At 66.5% G+C, this 19,401-nt stretch carries 16 protein-coding genes; 6 read left to right on the forward strand and 10 right to left on the reverse strand.

Annotated elements, in window-relative coordinates; translation table 11 throughout:
* Both B4I46_RS04730 and B4I46_RS04735 read left to right on the forward strand, forming a co-directional pair.
* Window positions 1-1,104: a PepSY-associated TM helix domain-containing protein gene (locus B4I46_RS04730; RefSeq protein ID WP_286898833.1), complete on the forward strand. Its 1,104-nt coding sequence runs from the start codon at window positions 1-3 to the stop codon at window positions 1,102-1,104.
* Window positions 1,094-1,273 carry a hypothetical protein gene (locus tag B4I46_RS04735; RefSeq protein WP_043863664.1) on the forward strand — a complete coding sequence of 60 codons (180 nt, stop codon included), beginning with the start codon at window positions 1,094-1,096 and terminating at the stop codon, window positions 1,271-1,273. The genes B4I46_RS04730 and B4I46_RS04735 overlap by 11 nt, the downstream gene beginning before the upstream one ends.
* A 75-nt stretch (window positions 1,274-1,348) precedes the next feature.
* Here the strand turns inward: B4I46_RS04735 and B4I46_RS04740 are convergent, their stop codons facing one another.
* The 8 genes from B4I46_RS04740 to glnE all read right to left on the reverse strand — a co-directional run bounded on the left by B4I46_RS04740 (window position 1,349) and on the right by glnE (window position 11,410).
* Window positions 1,349-2,791 carry a lipopolysaccharide kinase InaA family protein gene (locus B4I46_RS04740; RefSeq protein ID WP_043863663.1) on the reverse strand — a complete coding sequence of 481 codons (1,443 nt, stop codon included), beginning with the start codon at window positions 2,789-2,791 and terminating at the stop codon, window positions 1,349-1,351.
* On the reverse strand, window positions 2,791-3,543 hold the full coding sequence (locus B4I46_RS04745) for a lipopolysaccharide kinase InaA family protein (RefSeq protein ID WP_210014450.1): 753 nt from the start codon (window positions 3,541-3,543) through the stop codon (window positions 2,791-2,793). The genes B4I46_RS04740 and B4I46_RS04745 overlap by 1 nt, the downstream gene beginning before the upstream one ends.
* Complete coding sequence (locus B4I46_RS04750) at window positions 3,540-4,274, reverse strand: lipopolysaccharide kinase InaA family protein (RefSeq protein ID WP_043863661.1); 735 nt, start codon at window positions 4,272-4,274, stop codon at window positions 3,540-3,542. Before B4I46_RS04750 ends, B4I46_RS04745 begins: the two co-directional genes overlap by 4 nt.
* Window positions 4,274-5,080: a lipopolysaccharide core heptose(I) kinase RfaP gene (rfaP, locus tag B4I46_RS04755; RefSeq protein WP_058541815.1), complete on the reverse strand. Its 807-nt coding sequence runs from the start codon at window positions 5,078-5,080 to the stop codon at window positions 4,274-4,276. Before rfaP ends, B4I46_RS04750 begins: the two co-directional genes overlap by 1 nt.
* A complete protein-coding gene (locus tag B4I46_RS04760; protein ID WP_286898839.1) occupies window positions 5,077-6,201 on the reverse strand; it encodes a glycosyltransferase family 4 protein in 1,125 nt (374 codons plus the stop codon). Before B4I46_RS04760 ends, rfaP begins: the two co-directional genes overlap by 4 nt.
* Window positions 6,201-7,259, reverse strand: a complete 1,059-nt coding sequence (waaC, locus tag B4I46_RS04765) for a lipopolysaccharide heptosyltransferase I (protein WP_286898841.1) — start codon at window positions 7,257-7,259, stop codon at window positions 6,201-6,203. The genes B4I46_RS04760 and waaC overlap by 1 nt, the downstream gene beginning before the upstream one ends.
* A gap of 1 nt (window position 7,260) precedes the next feature.
* Window positions 7,261-8,310 (reverse strand): lipopolysaccharide heptosyltransferase II, encoded by a 1,050-nt coding sequence (waaF, locus tag B4I46_RS04770; protein ID WP_043863657.1) that lies wholly within the window; start codon window positions 8,308-8,310, stop codon window positions 7,261-7,263.
* Window positions 8,311-8,473: 163 nt separating this feature from the next.
* Window positions 8,474-11,410 (reverse strand): bifunctional [glutamate--ammonia ligase]-adenylyl-L-tyrosine phosphorylase/[glutamate--ammonia-ligase] adenylyltransferase, encoded by a 2,937-nt coding sequence (gene glnE, locus B4I46_RS04775; protein WP_255001540.1) that lies wholly within the window; start codon window positions 11,408-11,410, stop codon window positions 8,474-8,476.
* A 383-nt stretch (window positions 11,411-11,793) separates the two neighbouring features.
* Between glnE and aceE the strand changes: the two genes are divergently transcribed.
* The 4 genes from aceE to B4I46_RS04800 all read left to right on the forward strand — a co-directional run bounded on the left by aceE (window position 11,794) and on the right by B4I46_RS04800 (window position 18,666).
* Window positions 11,794-14,439: a pyruvate dehydrogenase (acetyl-transferring), homodimeric type gene (aceE, locus tag B4I46_RS04780; protein WP_043863655.1), complete on the forward strand. Its 2,646-nt coding sequence runs from the start codon at window positions 11,794-11,796 to the stop codon at window positions 14,437-14,439.
* Window positions 14,440-14,452: 13 nt separating this feature from the next.
* Window positions 14,453-16,552, forward strand: coding sequence for a dihydrolipoyl dehydrogenase (gene lpdA / locus B4I46_RS04790; protein WP_349681937.1), 2,100 nt, complete (start codon window positions 14,453-14,455; stop codon window positions 16,550-16,552).
* Window positions 16,553-16,812: 260 nt separating this feature from the next.
* The gene (locus B4I46_RS04795; RefSeq protein WP_049055697.1) at window positions 16,813-17,586 is read left to right on the forward strand and encodes an SDR family oxidoreductase; all 774 of its coding nucleotides are present in this window, start codon (window positions 16,813-16,815) and stop codon (window positions 17,584-17,586) included.
* Between the two features lie 171 nt (window positions 17,587-17,757).
* Entirely contained in the window at window positions 17,758-18,666 is a 909-nt protein-coding gene (locus tag B4I46_RS04800; protein WP_006387490.1) for a LysR family transcriptional regulator, read from the forward strand.
* Window positions 18,667-18,819: 153 nt separating this feature from the next.
* Here B4I46_RS04800 and B4I46_RS04805 read toward each other — a convergent pair whose 3' ends face one another.
* Entirely contained in the window at window positions 18,820-19,014 is a 195-nt protein-coding gene (locus B4I46_RS04805) for a putative motility protein (RefSeq protein ID WP_006387491.1), read from the reverse strand.
* A gap of 113 nt (window positions 19,015-19,127) precedes the next feature.
* Window positions 19,128-19,401 (reverse strand): hypothetical protein (locus B4I46_RS04810; protein ID WP_286898854.1); only part of this gene is annotated, 274 nt, incomplete at its 5' end.

Raw genomic sequence — 19,401 nt, forward strand, 5'->3', positions numbered from 1 at the left:
ATGAAGAGCCAAACCATACGTCGCTGGTCGTGGGTGCATACCTGGAGCAGCCTGGTGTGCACGCTGTTTCTGCTGTTGCTGGCGCTGACCGGGCTGCCGCTGATCTTCCACCACGAGATCGACCACCTGCTGGGCGATGCGCCCGAGCTCAAGGTAATGCCGGCCGACACACCCAGACTCGACCTGCAGGCCCTGGTGCTCAAGGCCCAGGCCCATCGCCCGGGCGAGGTGATGCAGTACTTCGGCTGGGACGAGGACGACAGCAACGGCGTGATCGCGATCATGGCCGCCACCGCCGGTACCGAGCCCAACTCGTCGCACACCTTCATGCTCGACGGGCGTACCGGCGAGGTGGTGGAGATGCCCTCGGCCAACGGCGGCTTCATGCTGACCATGCTGCGCCTGCATGTGGACATGTTCGCCGGCTTGCCGGGCAAGCTGCTGCTGGCCTTCATGGGCCTGCTGTTCGTGGTGGCGATCATCTCCGGGGTGGTGCTGTACGCGCCATTCATGCGCAGGCTGAAGTTCGCCACGGTACGCCACGACAAATCGCGGCGCCTGCGCTGGCTCGACCTGCACAACCTGATCGGCATCGTGACCCTGACCTGGGCGCTGGTGGTGGGCGTGACCGGGGTGATCAGCGCGCTGTCCGACCTGGTCATCGCCGCCTGGCGCAACGACAGCCTCAGCGCGATGATCGCACCGTACCGCGATGCACCGCCGCTGACCGCACTGGCCCCGGCCAGCCGTCTGCTGGACATTGCCGCCGAGGCGGTGCCGGGCATGCAGCCGGACTTCATCGCCTTCCCCGGCACGCGCTTTTCCAGCGAGCACCACTATGCGGTGTTCATGAAGGGCAGCACCCACCTGACCGCTCACCTGCTGACCCCGGTACTGATCGATGCCAGCACCCTGCAGGTGACGGCGATTGGCGAGCGGCCGTGGTACATGGACGCGATGGGCCTGTCGCAGCCGCTGCACTTTGGCGACTACGGCGGCCGGCCGATGCAGATTCTATGGGCGCTGCTGGATGTGCTGACGATCATCGTGCTCGGCAGCGGCGTGTATTTGTGGTGGGTGCGCAGGCGACGTGATGAAGCGTGAATCGAGGTTCTGGAAGGTGTTCGGCATGCCGGGCCTGATTGCCCTGCTGGGCGCAGTGGGGCTGTTCGCGGCGCTGCTGGGGGATGGCCCGTGGGATGTGCTGGCGTGGGTGGGGCTGGCCCTGCCGGTGGGGTACAGCCTGCGAGGTTTTTGGCCGGCCGCGCGATAGTCTTGGCCGGCAAGGCCGGCGCCTGCAAGGTTTCGCGTCGTCTGCAGGAGCCGGCCTTGTCGGCAAAGGCGCAGGTCAGTCAGCCAGTTTCGGCAGGCACTCATCCAGCCGCTGGTGCAACGCACTGTCCGCCGGCCAGTTGCGCAACAACCGCGCCCGGTCACGGGCGAAGGCCTTGGCGAAACTGAGCTGGGTGGCGTGCTGGCACATCGCATCAAGGTCGATCAGCGACCATTGACCGTCCTGCCAGAACAGGTTGTGGCCCTTAAGGTCGCCGTGGCTGATGCGTTCGCCCATCAGCTGCTGCAACAGGGTCTGCAGCGCTTGCAGCTGCTCCTCTGGCACCTCGGCGCTGTCGACGTAGGGCGCAAAGCTCTCGATCAGGTCCGGCCCGTCGGCATACTCGGTCACCAGGTACGCACGGCTGCGCAGCCCCAGCACGCGCTGCTCCAGCACCGCCAGCGGCCTGGGCGTGGCGATGCCGAGGAACTCCAGGCGATGCCCTTCGATCCACGAATGCCAGGCCCGGCTGGGGCGCCAGAAGCGCTTGAACCAGTGGGCGGTGTTCTTGATGTTGTAGCGCTTGAGCACCAGGCTGCGACCGCCCGCCTCGACCCGTGCCACGCTCGCCGCGCCGCCAGTCTTGTATAGGTGGCCCTGGTCGATTAGCGCGTCGGCCTGCTCCAGCACCGGCAGCATGGCCGCCACCTCCGATCGACGGATCGCGCGCAGGCCCGAGGCCCCGCGCTGCACGCTGAACAGCGTGCACTCGCGACCGGCCTTGTCCAGGTAGTCCTTCAGACGCCAGCTGCGCACCTTGTCGATCTGCTTCTGCAAGGCTTCCAGCGGCAGCGCATGCTCGCCGTTGACCAGCACGTAGTGCACCAGCAGTTCCTCGACGAAGGGCTCCAGGCGCTTGGGCAACTGCGCAAAGAACACCCCCAGGTTCTGCAGCACCTGCTGACGCGACAGCGGCTGGCCCGGGGTTTCGGCCTTCACCCCCGCGCCATCGATCAGGTACAGCTCCCCGCCATGGCGCAGCAGGTTGTCCAGGTGCAGGTCGGCCTGCCACAGGCCCTTGGCATGCATCTGCGCCACGGCGCGCAGGGCTTCGCCCAGCACTTCCTGCTGGGCATCGGCGAGCACCGGCAGGCCCTCGACCGCCGCCCAGGCATCCGCCAGGCTGTGGGCGTGCTCAAGAAATTCGAACAGCAGCCAGCCGCCCTCGCCTTCACGCAGGCCGTCGGCCAGCAGCAACGGCGTGGTCAGCCCCTGGCTGGCCAGCAGGCGCGCACCGTCCAGTTCGCGCTGGAAGTGGCGGGCGGCGCTGCTGCCCACCAGCAGCTTGGCCAGCACCGGCTTGCCACGCCAGATCCCGGCACCGACATACCGCTGCCCCGGCAGCACCCGCAGCAGGCTGAGCAGTTGCAGCTCGGCCGGCCCGGCGGCGTCGGCCAGGGCAATGCTCAATGGCAGTTGCGGGCTGCGCCCGGCGTCCTTGAGTTCAGACAAACGCATCAGCGGGCCTCTTTTTCACGACGGCGATGCAGCAGGCGCTGCAGCCAGGTATCCACCAGCGTACTGTCGGCCGGTTGCTCCAGGTAGGCGGCCAGCATCAGCCGTACATCGCTCTCGCTCCATGCGCCGGCACGACGCAGCAGCGGCTCCAGGTCCTTGAGACGATCACGCTGGCCCAGCAGCAGCGGCCGGGTTTTCTCCAGGTCGATCAACTGCGCCTGCCAGCCTTCGCTGCGCTCGCGCAAAAAGATGTGCTTGGGGTAGAAGCAGCCATGCACCTGCCCCGCCGCGTGCACCGTGCGGGCCAGTTCGCCACAGGCGCGCAGGATGCCCTGGCGTTGCTCCAGGGCCAGTTGCGGCCACTGCCCGAGCAGGTGGTCAAGATCGCTCCAGTCATCCAGCGCACGGGTCATCAGGATCGCGCGGCGCTCGCCGTCGACCCGGCGCTCGGCGTAGAACACCGCCTGCAAGGCCGGGATCTGCAGCTTCTGGTAGCGCTTGATGTTGCGAAACTCGCGGGCGAAGGTCGGCTCGCCGAAGGGGCTGTGCAGGGTGCGCGTGAGGTAGTCGCTCTGGCGCTTGAGGTAGAACCCCTTGCCCTCCAGCTCCAGGCGGTACACGCGGCTCCAGCCGCCGCGCCCGGTGTTGGGCTCGTCCACGGCGTCCAGCTGCAGCGCCCACAGCGCCTCGAAGCTGTTCAGGCCGTGGCGTTCAAGCAGTTCAGCTTCGGCACTGGCCAGGAAATCACTCATTCGCGCCCCTCGAAAAACGTCACGACGTGCCGCACGCGGCGCTTGTCCGACGCGTTCAGGCGATCGCGACGGCGATATTGCAGGTAGAACCGCAGGCGCTGGGTGGCCGACAGGTGATACTTGGCCACCTTGTCCAGGCAGGCCAGGTCCTTGGTGATGCGATAGCGCAGCATGAAGCCGACCCAGAACGCACCGGTCGGGCAGTCGATGAAGAACAGCATGCCCTTGTCATCGACCAGCAGGTTGCGCCACTTGAGGTCGTTGTGGGTGAAGTGATGGTCGTGCATCACCCGCGTGTGGCGGGCCAGCTGTCGGCTGACATGGTCGACCCAGCCGGCATCTGCCAGGCGCGGGTCGTTGCGCTTGGCCAGCGCCGAGAGGTCCTCGGTGCGCGGCAGCTCGCGGGTGATCATGGCGCCCCGGTGGAAGGCGAAGCCGCGCCGTTCCAGGCCGCAGGCCACCACCTCGGCGGTGGGGATGTCCCACTTGGCGAACTGCTTGAGGTTCTGCCACTCGGCCTTGATCCGCGGGCGCCCCAGGTAGCGGCGCAGGCCCTTGCCGGCGCCGGTGTAGCGCTTGACGTAGTAGTTCACCCCGCCGCGCTCCACGCGAATCACTTCGCTGAGCGGGTCGTGGGTGAGGCGTTCGCCCTTGAGCGCGAACACCGCGTCGATGCTGCCGAAATCCTGTGCCAGGGCCGCGTAGGCCGGCTCCAGTGTCCAACCCGCCATCAGAGCGCGTCCCCATACCGTTGTTTACGCTCGTAGAGCTTGTTTGCCTTGCCCTCCAGCCAGCGCAGCAAGGTGGCGTGCTCGGCCAGGATCTGGCGCAGCGGCTGCTGGAAGTAGCCGCGCAGAAAGCGCAGCTTGTCGCGTCGGGTCAGGCCGATGTCCAGCGCCGAGAAGTACAGCGCGGCCAGGTCCTTGTCGCGCCAGCGTCGGGAAATGCTGGCGCGGGTCTGGGCCCGGTGCAGGTCGATCACCGACAGCCTGAAGTCGTCCGGGGTTACCGGGCGGTCGGTGTGCAGCAGAAAGTGGCAGATGTAGCAGTCGCGGTGGTTGACCCCGGCGCGGTGCATCATGCCGGTCATGCGCGCCACCTCGGCGATCAGCGCGCGCTTGAGACGCGGCGCCGGCGGCGTCCTGACCCAGTCGAGGCTGAAGTCCTCGAGGCTGACGGTGGGCGCCAGCTCCTCGGTGACGATGAACGAATGCTGGGTCGCCGGGTTGCTGCCGCGTTCGCCGTAGGCCACCGCGGTCATGGTCGGCACCCCGACTTCGTGCAGGCGCTGGATGGCCTGCCATTCCTGGCCGGCACCGAGCACCGGCAGCTTGGCGGTGAACAGGTTCTTGAAGATCTCGCCCCAGCCGATGCCCCGGTGGATCTTGACGAAATAACCGTTGCCCTCGACCTCGGTGCGCAGCGTGCGCCGGCCTTCCAGCTCGCGGTACACCTCGCCTTGCAGGGCCTCGACGGCGTCGAAGGCATCGCGCCCGGCCCACAGGCGCTTGAAGGGTTCAGCCAGTATCAGTTTCATGCGCGCTCCTGCGCCAGGATCACGTCGGCCGCATGCTGCGGCATGCTGTACAGGTCGGCGGTGTCGGCGAATGCCAGGCCGTTGCGGCCCCAGTCGGCACGCGCCGTATCGTCTTCGAGCATACGTTGCAGGTAGCGGTTGAGTTGCTCCTGCTCGAACGGCTCGTCGAGCACCAGGCCGGCATCGGCCTCAGCGATGTAATGGGCATAGCCGCACACTGCCGAAACCAGTACCGGCAACCCGGCCACCACGGCTTCGAGCAGCACGGTGCCGGTGTTCTCGTTGTAGGCCGGGTGGATCAGTGCGTCGGCCCCGAGCAGAAAGCGCGGGATATCGCTGCGGCCCTTGAGGAACTGCACCTGCTCGGTCAGCCCCAGGGTCGCGCTCTGCAGCTGGAACACCTTGGGGTCGTCCTGGCCGATGACCATCAGCCGGGTGCGCTTGCGCAGGCTGTTGGGCAAGGCGGCCAGCGCCTTGAGGCTGCGGTCCACGCCCTTGGTCTTGAAGCCCGAGCCGATCTGCACCAGCAGGCGCTCGTCGTCCGCCAGGTTGAACTCGCGGCGAAACTCGGCGCGGATCTCGGCGGCATTGGCCGGCGCCCGGCGGTCCTGGCTGATGCCCGGAGGCAGCAGGTGGAAGCGCTCGGCGGGGGTGCCGTAGTGCTTGACGAACAGCGGCTGCTGGACCTCGGAGATCATCAGGATCTGGGTCTTGGCGTCCTTGCCGAACACCGCACGCTCGTACTCGGCAAAGTGGCGGTAGCGGCCCCAGCGGCGGTACAGCGAGTGGCGCAGGTTCTGCGCCTTGTCCTCGAAGCAGCCGTCGGCGGCGTAGTACACGTCCAGCCCCGGCATCTTGTTGAAGCCGATCAGGCGGTCGACCGGGCGCCTGGCCAGGTCGGCCTGCATCCAGTCGGTGAGCTTCTCGTTGCGCCGATGGTTGAACAGCGCCTTGACCGGCGCCACCAGCACTTCGAAGCCCTCGGGCACGTCGCCCTCCCAGATCAGGGTATACACCCGGATCTGGTGGCCACGGCGCTGGCACTCCAGGGCGATGCGCATGAAGTCACGCTGCAGGCCGCCGAAGGGGAAATACTTGTAGAGCACAAAGGCCAGTTGCATCAACGCACATCCTCTGCCCGCAGCAACGCGCTCAACTGGCTCGCCACACGCTCGGGGTTCAGGCGAGTGAAGCACAGCGGCCACTCGCGTTTGAGATCGAACCGGCGCCGGTCGTCGGCGCTCGGCTTGTAGGTGCACTTCTTCTGCAGGCACGGGGCGCAGGGGAAGTCACTGCCCAGGTGCACCTGGGCCTTGCCGTAGGCCCCGGTCAGGCCCGGGTTGGTAGGGCCGAACAGCGATAGGGTAGGCACATCGAGTGCCGCCGCCAGGTGCCCAAGGCCGGTGTCGACGGCCACGCAGGCCTTGGCGGCAGCCAGCACCCGGGCGACCCCGGCCAGGTTCAGCCTGGGCAGCACCTGGGTGTTCTTCAGGCCCTGGGCGATGCGCTCGGCGCGGGCCTTTTCGGCCGGGTTGCCCCATGGCAGGCAGATATGCAGGCCGGCACGCCCCAGGCGTTCGGCCAATTGGCGCCAGTACAGTTCGGGCCAGTGCTTGGTGTCCCAGGTGGTGCCATGCAGGAACACCACGTAGGGCTTGGTGGGTATCTCTTCCAGGCGCGAGCGATCCAGGCCGTAGTCACCCAGCCCCGAGGGCAGGTCGTAGCCCAGCGCCAGGGCGAACAGCTGGCGCACCCGCTCCACCGCATGCTGCCCGCGGGCCACCGACAGGCGCCGGTCGTAGAAGCGGCTGGCCAGCCCCTCGCGTGCCGAGTAGCGGTCCAGCCCGGCCACCGGCGCCTTGACGTAGCGGGTCAGCCAGGCGCTTTTCACCAGGCCCTGGGCGTCGATCACCAGGTCGTACTTGCGCTCGCGCAGGCGCTTCTTGAACTGGCGCCATTCGCCGTTCTTCAAGGTTTGCCAGAGGTTCTTGCGCCAGCGACGGATGGCCACCGGGATCACGTGATCGACCGCAGGGTGCCAGGTGGGGATTTCGGCGAAGCCTTCCTCGACCACCCAGTCGAAGCGGATGCCGGGAATGGCGTGCGCCGCGTCGGTCAGTGCCGGCAGCGCGTGGATGACATCCCCCAGCGAGGAGGTCTTGATCAGCAGTACCCGCAACTTAATCGACCTCGACCGTGACGTCGACCAGCGACGGACCGTTGAGCCGCTGCAACGCCGAGGCCACCGCCTCCGGTTCCAGCAGGCGCAGACAATTGTAGTGGCCGAAGCGGCAGGTGCGGTCGAAGCACGGGCTGCATTCCAGCCCCAGGCGCACCACCTCGACCTGGTCGGCCAGCGGTGGGGTGAAGCCCGGCGAGGTCGACCCGTACACCGCCACCAGCGGGCGATTGAGCGCTGCAGCCACGTGCATCAGCCCCGAATCGTTGGACACCACCGCATCGCTGCACGACAGCAGGTCGATCGCCTCGGCGAGCGAGGTCTCGCCGCTGAGGTTCACCGACTCTTCACGCAGGCCCGGGATCAGCCACTCGCGGATCGATTCACCTACCGCATGGTCGTTTTTGGAGCCGAACAGCCACACCTGCCAGCCTTCGCGAATCTTGATTTCCGCGACCTTGGCGTAATGCTCCGAGGGCCAGCGCTTGGCCTCGCCGAACTCGGCGCCGGGGCACAGCGCCAGCACCGGGCGGTCCAGGCTCAGGCCGAACTTGGCCAGCGCCGCATCGCGGCTGGCGGTCTCGATCTGCAGGCTGGGGCGCGGGTAGGGTTTGGGCAGCTCGGCACCGGCGGGGTAGCCCAGGGCCATGAAGCGCTCGATCATCAGCGGGTAGCGCGCCTTGTCGAGGGTGCGCACATCGTTGAGCAGGCCGTAGCGCAGCTCGCCACGCCAGCCGGTGCGCTGCGCGATACCGGCAAAGAACGGTACCAGCGCAGACTTGAGCGAATTGGGCAGCAGGATCGCCTGGTCGTACTGACCGGCCAGCGACTTGCCGATGCGCCGGCGCGTGGCCAGTTCCAGCGCGCCGTGGCCGAGCGGGAAGCTCAAGGCCTGGCGCACTTCGGGCATGCGCTCGAGGATCGGGCGGCTCCATTCGGGTGCCAGCACATCGATCACGCACGCAGGGTGACGCTGCTTCAGCACATGGAACAGCGTCTGCGCCATTACCATGTCGCCCACCCAACTGGGCCCAATGATCAAAATTCTCATGCTTTATCCAGAAACGATCAGGGAGGCTACAGCCTGTTTTCCAACAGCCTGGCCTCCCCTCTTTATAATCAGGCGTGGTGCGACCAGTGTACGCCACTCAGTGTAGGACGTGGTCGCCGCCGCTTCATTGCGCCGTATCGCCTGGTGGCTGTTCAGCCCGCGTTCAGGTCAACCCCAGCTCGCCCCAGATGCGCCGTACCTGCCGGCGCTCGTCGACGAACTGCCCGGCGTCGATCACCCCGGCCTGCTTCTGCAAGGCCTGGCGGTGCGCGGCGGAGCGGAAGGCCTTGTACACTTCACGCAACAAAATTGCATCGCTGGCCGGCATCAGCCCGACCTCCTCCAGCCCTTCGAGAATGCGGATGTTGTCGGTGTAGCGCAGCAGTGCCGGGTGCGTGTGGGACCAGGCCAGGGCCGCGTATTGCACCATAAATTCAATATCGACGATACCACCGGCATCCTGCTTGATATCGAAGGCAACCCCGCTGTCGAAGGCGTTGGGCCCAAGCCCGGCCTGGGTCGCCCGGGTGCCGAGGTTGTCGCGCATCTTGGCGCGCATGTCGCTGACTTCGGCCCGCAGCTTGTCCAGGTCGCGGGCCTGTCCCAGCACCTGCGCCCGCACCCCCTCGAAGGCCGCCCCCACCTGCGGGCAGCCCACCAGCACCCGCGCACGCACCAGTGCCTGGTGTTCCCAGGTCCAGGCCTCGTTGCGCTGGTAGCGCTCGAAGGCGCCCAGCGAACTCACCAGCAAACCCGAAGCGCCGGACGGGCGCAGGCGCATGTCCACGTCATACAGCTGGCCGGAGTTGGTCTGGGTGGTCAGCAGGTGAATGATGCGCTGACCCAGGCGGGTGAAGAACTGCGCACTGTCGATGGGCTTGGCGCCATCGGTCTCGGCCTGGGGGTCACCGTCGTGGATGAACACCAGGTCCAGGTCCGAGCCGTGGCCCAGCTCGATGCCGCCGACCTTGCCGTAGCCGACGATGATGAAGCCGGGGTCGCACAGGCTGCCATCGCTGCGCTTTGGCTGGCCATGACGCGCCACGGTCTGGCGCCACGCCAGGGCCAGCACCTGGTTGAGAATGGCTTCGGCCAGCCAGGTCAGGTAGTCGCTGACCTTCATCAGCGGCAGGTTGCCGGCGATTTCCGAGGCGGCCACGCGCAGGCTGTGGGCCAGCTTGAAGTGACGCAGCGCTTCCATCTGCTGTTCAAGGTCATCCTCGGGGATGCGCGTGAGACGCTCGCGCAGCTCGGCGGCTAGCTCCGGTGCTTGGGGCGGGCTGAACAGGCGGCCTTCGTTGAGCAGTTCATCGAGCAGCAGCGGGAAGCGCGTGATCTGCTCGGCGATCCACGGGCTGGCGGCGCACAGGGTCAGCAGGCGGCGCAACGCACCGGGGTTTTCGGTCAGCAGCACCAGGTAGGCCGAGCGCCGCGCCACGGCCTCCACCAGCGGCAGCACGCGTTCGAGCACCAGGTCCGGGTCGGCGTGCTCCACCGCCTGCGCCAGCAGGCGCGGTATAAAGGCATCGAGGCGTTCGCGGCCCAGGCGCTGCATGGCACGCAACTGCGGGCTGGCGCGCAGACTGGCCAGCTGCTTGAGCGCCCTGGCCGCATCGGCGAAGCCGGCGTCGGTCAACTGGCGGCAGGCGGCCTCTTCGTCCTGGGCTTCTTCCCACAGTGGCAGCCACTCGCCACCGACCACCACTTCGCCCTCTTCGCCTTCCTCTTCATCGGGGTCGGCGATCACCTGGCGGAAGTGCCAGTCGATGCGCCCGCGCCAGTGCATCAGTTGCGCGTGGAAGCTCGCCCAGTCGGCAAAACCGAGCATGAAGGCGATACGTGCGCGGTCCAGTTCGTCGTCGGGCAGCATCTGGGTCTGGCGGTCGGCGATGGCCTGGATGGCGTGTTCGGTATAACGCAGGAACTCATAGCCCTCGCGCAGCTCGCTCACCACCGCCGGCGGCAGGTAGCCCTGGCCTTCGAGTGTCGCCAGCACCTTGAGCAGCGGTCGCTGCTGCAGGCTCAGGTCGCGCCCGCCGTGGATCAGCTGGAACGCCTGGGCGATGAACTCCACCTCGCGGATGCCACCGGCGCCCAGCTTGATGTTCTCGGCCATGCCCTTGCGCCGCACCTCCTGCTGGATCAGCTGCTTCATGGTGCGCAGCGCCTCGATCGCCGAGAAGTCCAGGTAGCGCCGGTACACGAACGGGCGCAGCAGGTCCTGCAGCTGCGCGCCGGCCTGCTGGTCGCCGGCCACTACGCGGGCCTTGATCATGGCGTAGCGTTCCCAGTCGCGGCCCTGGTCCTGGTAGTACTGCTCCAGTGCATTGAAGCTGAGCACCAGCGCGCCGGACGAGCCGTAGGGGCGCAGGCGCATGTCGACGCGGAACACGAAGCCGTCGACGGTGATCGGGTCCAGTGCCTTGATCAGGCGCTGGCCCAGCCGGGTGAAGAACTCCTGGTTGTCCAGCGGGCGCTTAACGCCCACGGTTTCGCCGCCCTCGGGGTAGGCGAAGATCAGGTCGATGTCCGACGACAGGTTCAGTTCCACCGCCCCCAGCTTGCCCATGCCCAGCACCACCATCTGCTGGGGCAGGCCGCTGCGATTGCCGGTGGGGGTCCCGAACTGCGCGCACAGGCGCGGGTACAGCCATTGATACGCCTGGTCGATGGCGGCATCGGCCAGGTCGGACAGGTCGCGGCAGGTCTGCACCAGGTCGGCCTGGCGGGTCAGGTCGCGCCAGATGATGCGCACCTGCTGGCGGGTGCGCTGGCGGCGCAGGTTGCGCGCCAGTTCGTCTTCGCTGCCGGCGGCCTGCGCCGCACCGGCCACCTGGGCACACAACTCGCCGGCGGCGAAGGCGCGGTCGAGCTCGCCGCTGGCGGCCAGGGCCAGCAGCATCGCCGGGTCGCGCACGCTCTGTTCAAGCACGAAATCGCTGGCCGCCGCCACGCGGGCGAACTCGGTCCAGCGCTGCTCGTTCCAGTCGTCCAGGCTCAGCCCGTCGACGGCCGCGACGGCGTTGCGCAAAGAGGTGGCATTACGGCTGACCAGCGGTTGCAGGGCAGCGGGCAGTTCGGCCAGCAGGGGCAGGCTCATGGTCTATCCTTGATCGGCGTGAAAGGGTTGGTGGCACTTGGGCAAGGGAACTCGGCGTACGGTTCGACTGTCGTACAAAGGTCATAAATAGCTGAAAAACGTAATTCTTTGATAGAAATCATCGCAAACAACCGCATGCCGACCAGTTTTTAACCACCGGTATCGTTTTATCCCACAACCCGAACAGGGGCCACGAGCCTTATCCGTGTAGTTTTACTACTGCTTTTTTACTGTCAACGCATGTAATGAGGATCGATTTGTAGTAAAACTACACGCCGCCGGTACAACGCCCGGTAATCCAAGAATTTCATGTCGTCTGCCCAAAAGGCCAGTCGCAAACTCAGGCAACCGATTCTGGAAGCCTTTCCGCCCTGGAGCAAGCCATGCAAGACCTCGATCCCGTCGAAACCCAGGAATGGCTGGACGCCCTGGAGTCGGTTCTCGACAAAGAAGGCGAAGACCGCGCTCACTATCTGATGACCCGTATGGGCGAGCTGGCCACCCGTAGTGGCTCCCAGCTGCCGTATGCCATCACCACGCCATACCGCAACACGATTCCCGTCACCCACGAAGCACGCATGCCTGGCGACCTGTTCATGGAACGCCGCATTCGCTCGTTGGTCCGCTGGAACGCGCTGGCCATGGTAATGCGCACCAACCTGAAAGACTCGGACCTGGGCGGCCACATCTCCAGCTTCGCCTCCAGCGCCACGCTGTACGACATCGGCTTCAACTACTTCTTCCAGGCCCCGACCGACGAGCACGGCGGCGACCTGATCTACTTCCAGGGCCATGCCTCGCCGGGCGTCTACGCCCGTGCCTTCATGGAAGGCCGCATCAGCGAAGACCAGATGAACAACTTCCGTCAGGAAGTCGATGGTCAAGGCCTGTCGTCCTACCCGCACCCGTGGCTGATGCCTGACTTCTGGCAGTTCCCGACCGTGTCGATGGGCCTGGGCCCGATCCAGGCGATCTACCAGGCACGTTTCATGAAGTACATGGAAAGCCGCGGCTACATCCCTGCCGGCAAGCAGAAGATCTGGTGCTTCATGGGCGACGGCGAGTGCGACGAGCCGGAATCCCTGGGCGCGATCTCCCTCGCAGGCCGCGAGAAGCTGGACAACCTGATCTTCGTCATCAACTGCAACCTGCAGCGCCTCGACGGCCCGGTTCGCGGCAACGGCAAGATCATCCAGGAACTCGAAGGCGTGTTCCGTGGCGGTGGCTGGAACGTCAACAAGGTGGTCTGGGGCCGTTTCTGGGACCCACTGCTGGCCAAGGACGTCGACGGCATCCTGCAGCGCCGCATGGACGAAGTCATCGACGGCGAGTACCAGAACTACAAGGCCAAGGACGGCGCGTTCGTCCGTGAGCACTTCTTCAACACCCCTGAACTCAAGGCCATGGTCGCCGACCTGTCCGACGACGAGATCTGGAAGCTCAACCGTGGTGGCCACGACCCGTACAAGGTCTATGCAGCCTACCACCAGGCGGTCAACCACAAGGACCAGCCTACGGTCATCCTGGCCAAGACCATCAAGGGTTACGGCACCGGTGCTGGCGAAGCCAAGAACACCGCGCACAACACCAAGAAGGTCGACGTCGACAGCCTGCGTCACTTCCGCGATCGTTTCGACATCCCGGTCAAGGACGAAGACCTGGAGAACCTGCCGTTCTTCAAGCCTGAAGAAGGCAGCGCCGAAGCCCGTTACCTGAGCGAGCGCCGTTCTGCCCTGGGCGGTTTCGTGCCACAGCGCCGGGCCAAGAGCTTCAGCATCCCGACCCCGCCACTGGAAACCCTCAAGGCGATCCTGGACGGCTCGGGCGACCGTGAAATCTCCACCACCATGGCCTTCGTGCGCATCCTCGCGCAGCTGGTCAAGGACAAGGAAATCGGCCAGCGCATCGTCCCGATCATCCCGGACGAAGCGCGTACCTTCGGTATGGAAGGCATGTTCCGCCAGTTGGGCATCTACTCGTCCGTCGGTCAGCTCTACGAGCCCGTCGACAAGGACCAGGTGATGTTCTACCGCGAGGACAAGAAGGGCCAGATCCTCGAGGAAGGCATCAACGAAGCCGGCGCCATGTCGTCGTTCATCGCCGCCGGTACCTCGTACTCGAACCACAACCAGCCGATGCTGCCGTTCTACATCTTCTACTCGATGTTCGGCTTCCAGCGTATCGGCGACCTGGCCTGGGCCGCTGGCGACAGCCGCACCCGTGGCTTCCTGATCGGCGGTACTGCCGGGCGTACCACCCTCAACGGTGAAGGCCTGCAGCACGAAGACGGTCACAGCCACATGCTGGCCGCGACCATCCCGAACTGCCGCACCTATGATCCGACCTACGGCTACGAGCTGGCGGTGATCATCCAGGACGGCATGAAGAAGATGACCGAAGAGCAACAGGACGTCTTCTACTACATCACCGTGATGAACGAGTCCTACCAGCAGCCTGCCATTCCGGCCGGTGTCGAGGAAGGCATCATCAAGGGCATGTACCTGCTCGAGGAAGATACCAAGGACGCAGCGCACCACGTCCAGCTGATGGGCTCCGGCACCATCCTGCGCGAAGTGCGTGAAGCGGCGAAGATCCTGCGTGAAGAGTTCAACGTCGGTGCCGACGTGTGGAGCGTCACCAGCTTCAACGAACTGCGTCGCGACGGCCTGGCCGTGGAGCGCAGCAACCGCCTGCACCCTGGCCAGAAGCCCAAGCAGACCTACATCGAGGAGTGCCTGGGCGGCCGCAAGGGCCCGGTCATCGCCTCTACCGACTACATGAAGCTGTTCGCCGAGCAGATTCGTCAGTGGGTACCGAGCAAGGAATTCAAGGTCCTGGGTACCGATGGCTTCGGTCGCAGCGACAGCCGCAAGAAGCTGCGTCACTTCTTCGAAGTCGACCGTCACTTCGTGGTGCTGGCTGCCCTGGAAGCCCTGGCTGACCGTGGCGAGATCGAACCGAAGGTCGTGGCCGATGCCATCACCAAGTTCGGCATCGACCCGGACAAGCGCAACCCACTGGACTGCTGAGGAGTATTTTTAAGTGAGCGAACTCATTCGCGTACCTGACATCGGCAGCGGTGAAGGTGAAATCATCGAGCTGTTCGTCAAAGTCGGCGACCGTATCGAAGCCGACCAGAGCCTGCTGACCCTGGAGTCGGACAAGGCCTCCATGGAGATCCCGGCCCCCAAGGCCGGTGTGATCAAGGCCCTGAAGGTCAAGCTGGGCGACCGCCTGAAAGAAGGCGACGAACTGCTGGAACTGGAAGTCGAGGGCGCCGCTGCGGCGCCCGAGGCACCGGCTGACGCTGCGCCTGCCGCCGAACAAAAGCCTGCTGCCGCCCCGGCTGCAGAGGCTGCCCCGGCACCGGCCGCTGCACCTGCGGCTGCCACTGTGCAGGACATCCACGTGCCGGACATCGGCTCGTCGGGCAAGGCCAAGATCATCGAGCTGCTGGTCAAGGTCGGCGACAGCGTCGAAGCCGACCAGTCGCTGATTACCCTGGAGTCCGACAAGGCCTCGATGGAAATCCCCGCCTCCACGGGCGGCGTGGTCAAGTCCATCAACGTCAAGGTCGGCGACAAGGTCGCCGAAGGCTCGGTGGTCCTGGAAGTCGAGGCGTCCGACGCCGCACCGGCCGCCAAGCAAGCGCCCAAGGCCGATGCCCCCAAGGCCGAAGCCAAGCCGGCCGCCGCGGCCCCCGCCGCCGCGACCTTCAAGGGCTCGGCCGACGCCGAATACGACATGCTGGTGCTGGGCGCGGGCCCCGGCGGCTATTCGGCCGCCTTCCGCGCCGCCGACCTCGGCCTGTCCGTGGTGCTGGTCGAACGCTACGCCACGCTGGGCGGCGTCTGCCTGAACGTGGGCTGCATCCCGTCCAAGGCGCTGCTGCACAACGCCGCCATCATCGATGAGGCGCGCGAACTGGCCGCCCACGGCATCAGCTTCGGCGAACCCAAGATCGACCTGGACAAGCTGCGCGGCTACAAGGACAGCGTGGTCGCCAAGCTGACCGGCGGCCTGGCCGGCATGGCCAAGGCGCGCAAGGTGACCGTGGTGACGGGTGTGGGCGAATTCGCCGATGCCAACCACCTGGCGGTCAAGGGCGCCGACGGCAAGTCGCAGACCATCCGCTTCAAGCAGGCCATCATCGCCGCCGGCAGCCAGTCGGTGAAGCTGCCGTTCCTGCCGCAGGACGAGCGCATCGTCGATTCCACCGGCGCCTTGCTGCTGCGTGAAATCCCCAAGAAGATGCTGATCATCGGCGGCGGCATCATCGGCCTGGAAATGGGCACGGTGTATTCCACGCTGGGCGCGCGCCTGGACGTGGTGGAAATGCTGGACGGCCTGATGCAGGGCGCCGACCGCGACCTGGTCAAGGTCTGGCAGAAGAAGAACGCCGGCCGCTTCGACAACATCATGCTCAAGACCAAGACGGTCGGCGCGGAAGCCCGGAAAGACGGCATCTACGTCACGTTCGAGGGCGAGGGCGCGCCGAAGGAACCGCAGCGCTACGACCTGGTGCTCCAGGCCGTGGGCCGCAGCCCCAACGGCAAGAAGATCGGCGCCGAGAAGGCGGGCGTGGCCGTGACCGACCGCGGCTTCATCGAGGTCGATCGCCAGATGCGCACCAACGTGCCGCACATCTTCGCTATCGGCGACATCGTCGGCCAGCCGATGCTGGCGCACAAGGCGGTGCATGAAGGCCATGTGGCGGCCGAAGCCGCCGCCGGCCAGAAGTCGTTCTTCGACGCCCGCGTGATTCCGTCGGTGGCCTACACCGATCCGGAAGTGGCTTGGGTCGGCCTGACCGAAGACGAGGCCAAGAAGCAGGGCATCAAGGTCGAGAAGGGCGTGTTCCCGTGGGCCGCTTCCGGCCGCGCCATCGCCAACGGCCGCGACGAAGGCTTCACCAAGCTGCTGTTCGACGCCGAGACGCACCGCATCCTGGGCGGCGGCATCGTCGGCACCCATGCCGGCGACCTGATCAGCGAAGTGGCGCTGGCCGTGGAAATGGGCGCGGACGTCATCGACATCGCCAAGACCATCCACCCGCACCCGACGCTGGGTGAATCGGTGGGCATGGCGGCCGAAGTGGCCGAAGGCGTGTGCACCGACCTGCCGCCGATGAAGAAGAAGTAGATCGCCGTGGCTTGCCGGATCTTCGGATCCGGACGCCGGCACCGCAGCCCGAAGCGCCCAACGGCGTTCGGGCTGTTTTCATTGGGGGCCCCTTGCCGTGACGCCCGCAGTCACTGCCCGCAGGGCGAGCCGCGAACCACCCGCCGGCCGGGCCATGATTGGTGCGGTTTTCTGGATAATCTATCCGGTCGCACCCGGCTGATCCGGCCCGCGCGGCTGCCTAGAATCGAATCTCCATCGACACATGCGGGAGATTTTCCATGGCAGACCATTCCATCAAGGGCAAAGTCGTACTGATCGCTGGCGGCGCCAAGAACCTGGGCGGCCTGATCGCCCGTGACCTGGCGCAGCAGGGCGCCAAGGCCGTCGCCATCCACTACAACAGCGCGGCGTCCAAGGCAGACGCCGACGCCACCGTGGCCGCGATCCAGGCCGCCGGCGCCAAGGCGGTGGCGCTGCAGGCCGACCTGACCACCGCCGGCGCGGTCGAGAAGCTGTTCGCCGATGCGGTGGCGGCGGTGGGCCGGCCCGACATCGCCATCAATACCGTCGGCAAGGTCTTGAAGAAGCCGCTGACCGAGATCAGCGAGGCCGAGTACGACGAGATGAGCGCGGTCAACGCCAAGACGGCCTTCTTCTTCCTGAAAGAGGCTGGCCGCCACGTCAACGACAACGGCAAGGTCTGCACCCTGGTGACCTCGCTGCTGGGCGCGTTCACGCCGTTCTACGCCGCCTATGCCGGCACCAAGGCGCCGGTCGAGCACTACACCCGCGCGGCCTCCAAGGAGTTCGGCGCGCGCGGCATCTCGGTCACGGCGGTCGGGCCGGGCCCGATGGATACGCCGTTCTTCTATCCGGCCGAAGGCGCCGACGCGGTGGCGTACCACAAGACCGCCGCCGCGCTGTCGCCGTTCTCCAAGACCGGCCTGACCGACATCGAGGACGTGGTGCCGTTCATCCGCCACCTGGTCAGCGACGGTTGGTGGATCACTGGCCAGACCATCCTGATCAATGGCGGCTACACCACCAAGTAACCATCGAGCCCCGGGCTGCCGCCCGCGCGCCGGTTTGGGGCGTGCCTGGCGAAGCGTGCTGGGCGGCGCGTGCTGGGCAAAGCCGCCGTCGGATGCCCGCGACGGCTGCCGGAGCGGCTATGCTGTCACGGGCGGCGGGGTGCCGCCGGCACTGCCGCAAACCGGGGGAGCATGGACAGGTTCGAACAGTATCGCGTCTTCGCGCAAGTGGCGGAGATGGGCAGTTTCATCAAGGCCGCCAACGCGCTGGAGCTGCCGCGCGCTTCCGTCTCGGCCGCCGTCCAGCAGCTGGAAGCGCAACTGGGCGCGCGGCTGCTGCACCGGACCACGCGCCAGGTGCGCCTGACCGCCGATGGCGCCCAGTTGCTGGAGCGCTTGCGGCCGCTGCTGTCCGAAGTCGAGGACATCGATCACCTGTTCCAGCAAAGCCAGCGCCAGGTGTCCGGCCGGCTCAACGTCGACGTGCCCAGCCGCATCGCGCGCCGCCTGGTGGCGCCGGCGCTGCCGGGCCTGCTGCGGCGCCACCCCCGATTGCAACTGGCGCTGGGGTCCAGCGACCGCGCCATCGACCTGATCCAGGAAGGCGTCGACTGCGCGGTGCGCGTCGGCGCGCTGCACGACAGCAGCCTGGTGTCGCGGCCGCTGGGCAATATCGGCCTGGTCAATTGCGCCAGTCCCGCCTATCTGCGCGACCAGGGCGTGCCCCATGCGCCGGACGAATTGCCGGCGGGGCATTGGATGGTGGGCTACGCCTCGCCCACCACGGGGCGCGAACTACCCTGGGAGGTGGTGGCCGACGACGGCGGCCGCCGGCTCATCGCGGTGCCCAGCCGGGTGGTGGTGAACAACGCCGAAAGCTATATCGCCTGCTGCCTGGCGGGCCTGGGGCTGATCCAGATTCCGCGCTTCGACGTGCAGGACCTGCTGGAAGCGGGCGAACTGGTGGAAGTCATGCCGGCGCATCGCGCCGCGCCCATGCCGGTGGCATTGCTGTATCCGCACCGGCGGCAGCGTTCGCGCCGGTTGGCGGTGTTCCTGGAGTGGTTCGAGGAATTGATGCGCAGGCACCTGGAGGCCTGACGGCGTGAGCCGGGGCGGACAGGGGAGGCGAAAGGGGACGCGAGAGGGCGGCGCGAAAAGGCGGCGCAAAAGGGCGGCGCAAAAGGGCGGCGCACGAAGAGGGCGCGCCAAAGCGAAGGGAGCGCGGCAATCGTTGCCGCGCGCCAGGGCGATTTATGCCTGGGTATTGATGCGGGTGCCGATCTTGCCGTCGATGGCGACGACCGGCAGGGACTGCATCAGCGTGGCGACCGTGTCGGCCTGGGCGTTGATGGCTTTCTTGGTGACGCGGGCCTGGACTTCCTGCATCAGCTGCGCATCACGCATGGCCAGGCCGGTGTTCACGGTGTTGCTGACGGAAAGATCCATGGTGGGGAGTCCTGTGAGGCTTGCCGGACGGCGTCCGGGACAGATGGATTATGCGTGATTATTGCGTACTTCAACGTCTCGCGGTGAAATTCTCGGACGAAGATTGCGCAGGGTCAGGGTTGGGCCGGACATTCCTTGACGGCGCCCCAGCCCTGGTTCGGGCCGCAATACTGCTTGCGCGCCGCCCAGGCGCAATCGGGGCGTTCGAAAAAACCCAGCGTGGCGCAGCGCGCCAGTTCGGCTTTCAGGTTGTCGACCCAGGCATGCGGATTCTCGGCGGGGATCTCGGTGATGCGCAACGTCGGCTTGGGCATGGCGGGGCGGTCCGCGTGCGGGGCGGCGCCTTCGCGGGCCGGGATGGCGGCTGCGGCGGGTGCCGCGCTCGCG

It is taken from the genome of Pseudomonas sp. UBA7500 (assembly GCF_002478435.1).
Lineage (GTDB): Bacteria > Pseudomonadota > Gammaproteobacteria > Pseudomonadales > Pseudomonadaceae > Aquipseudomonas > Aquipseudomonas palmensis.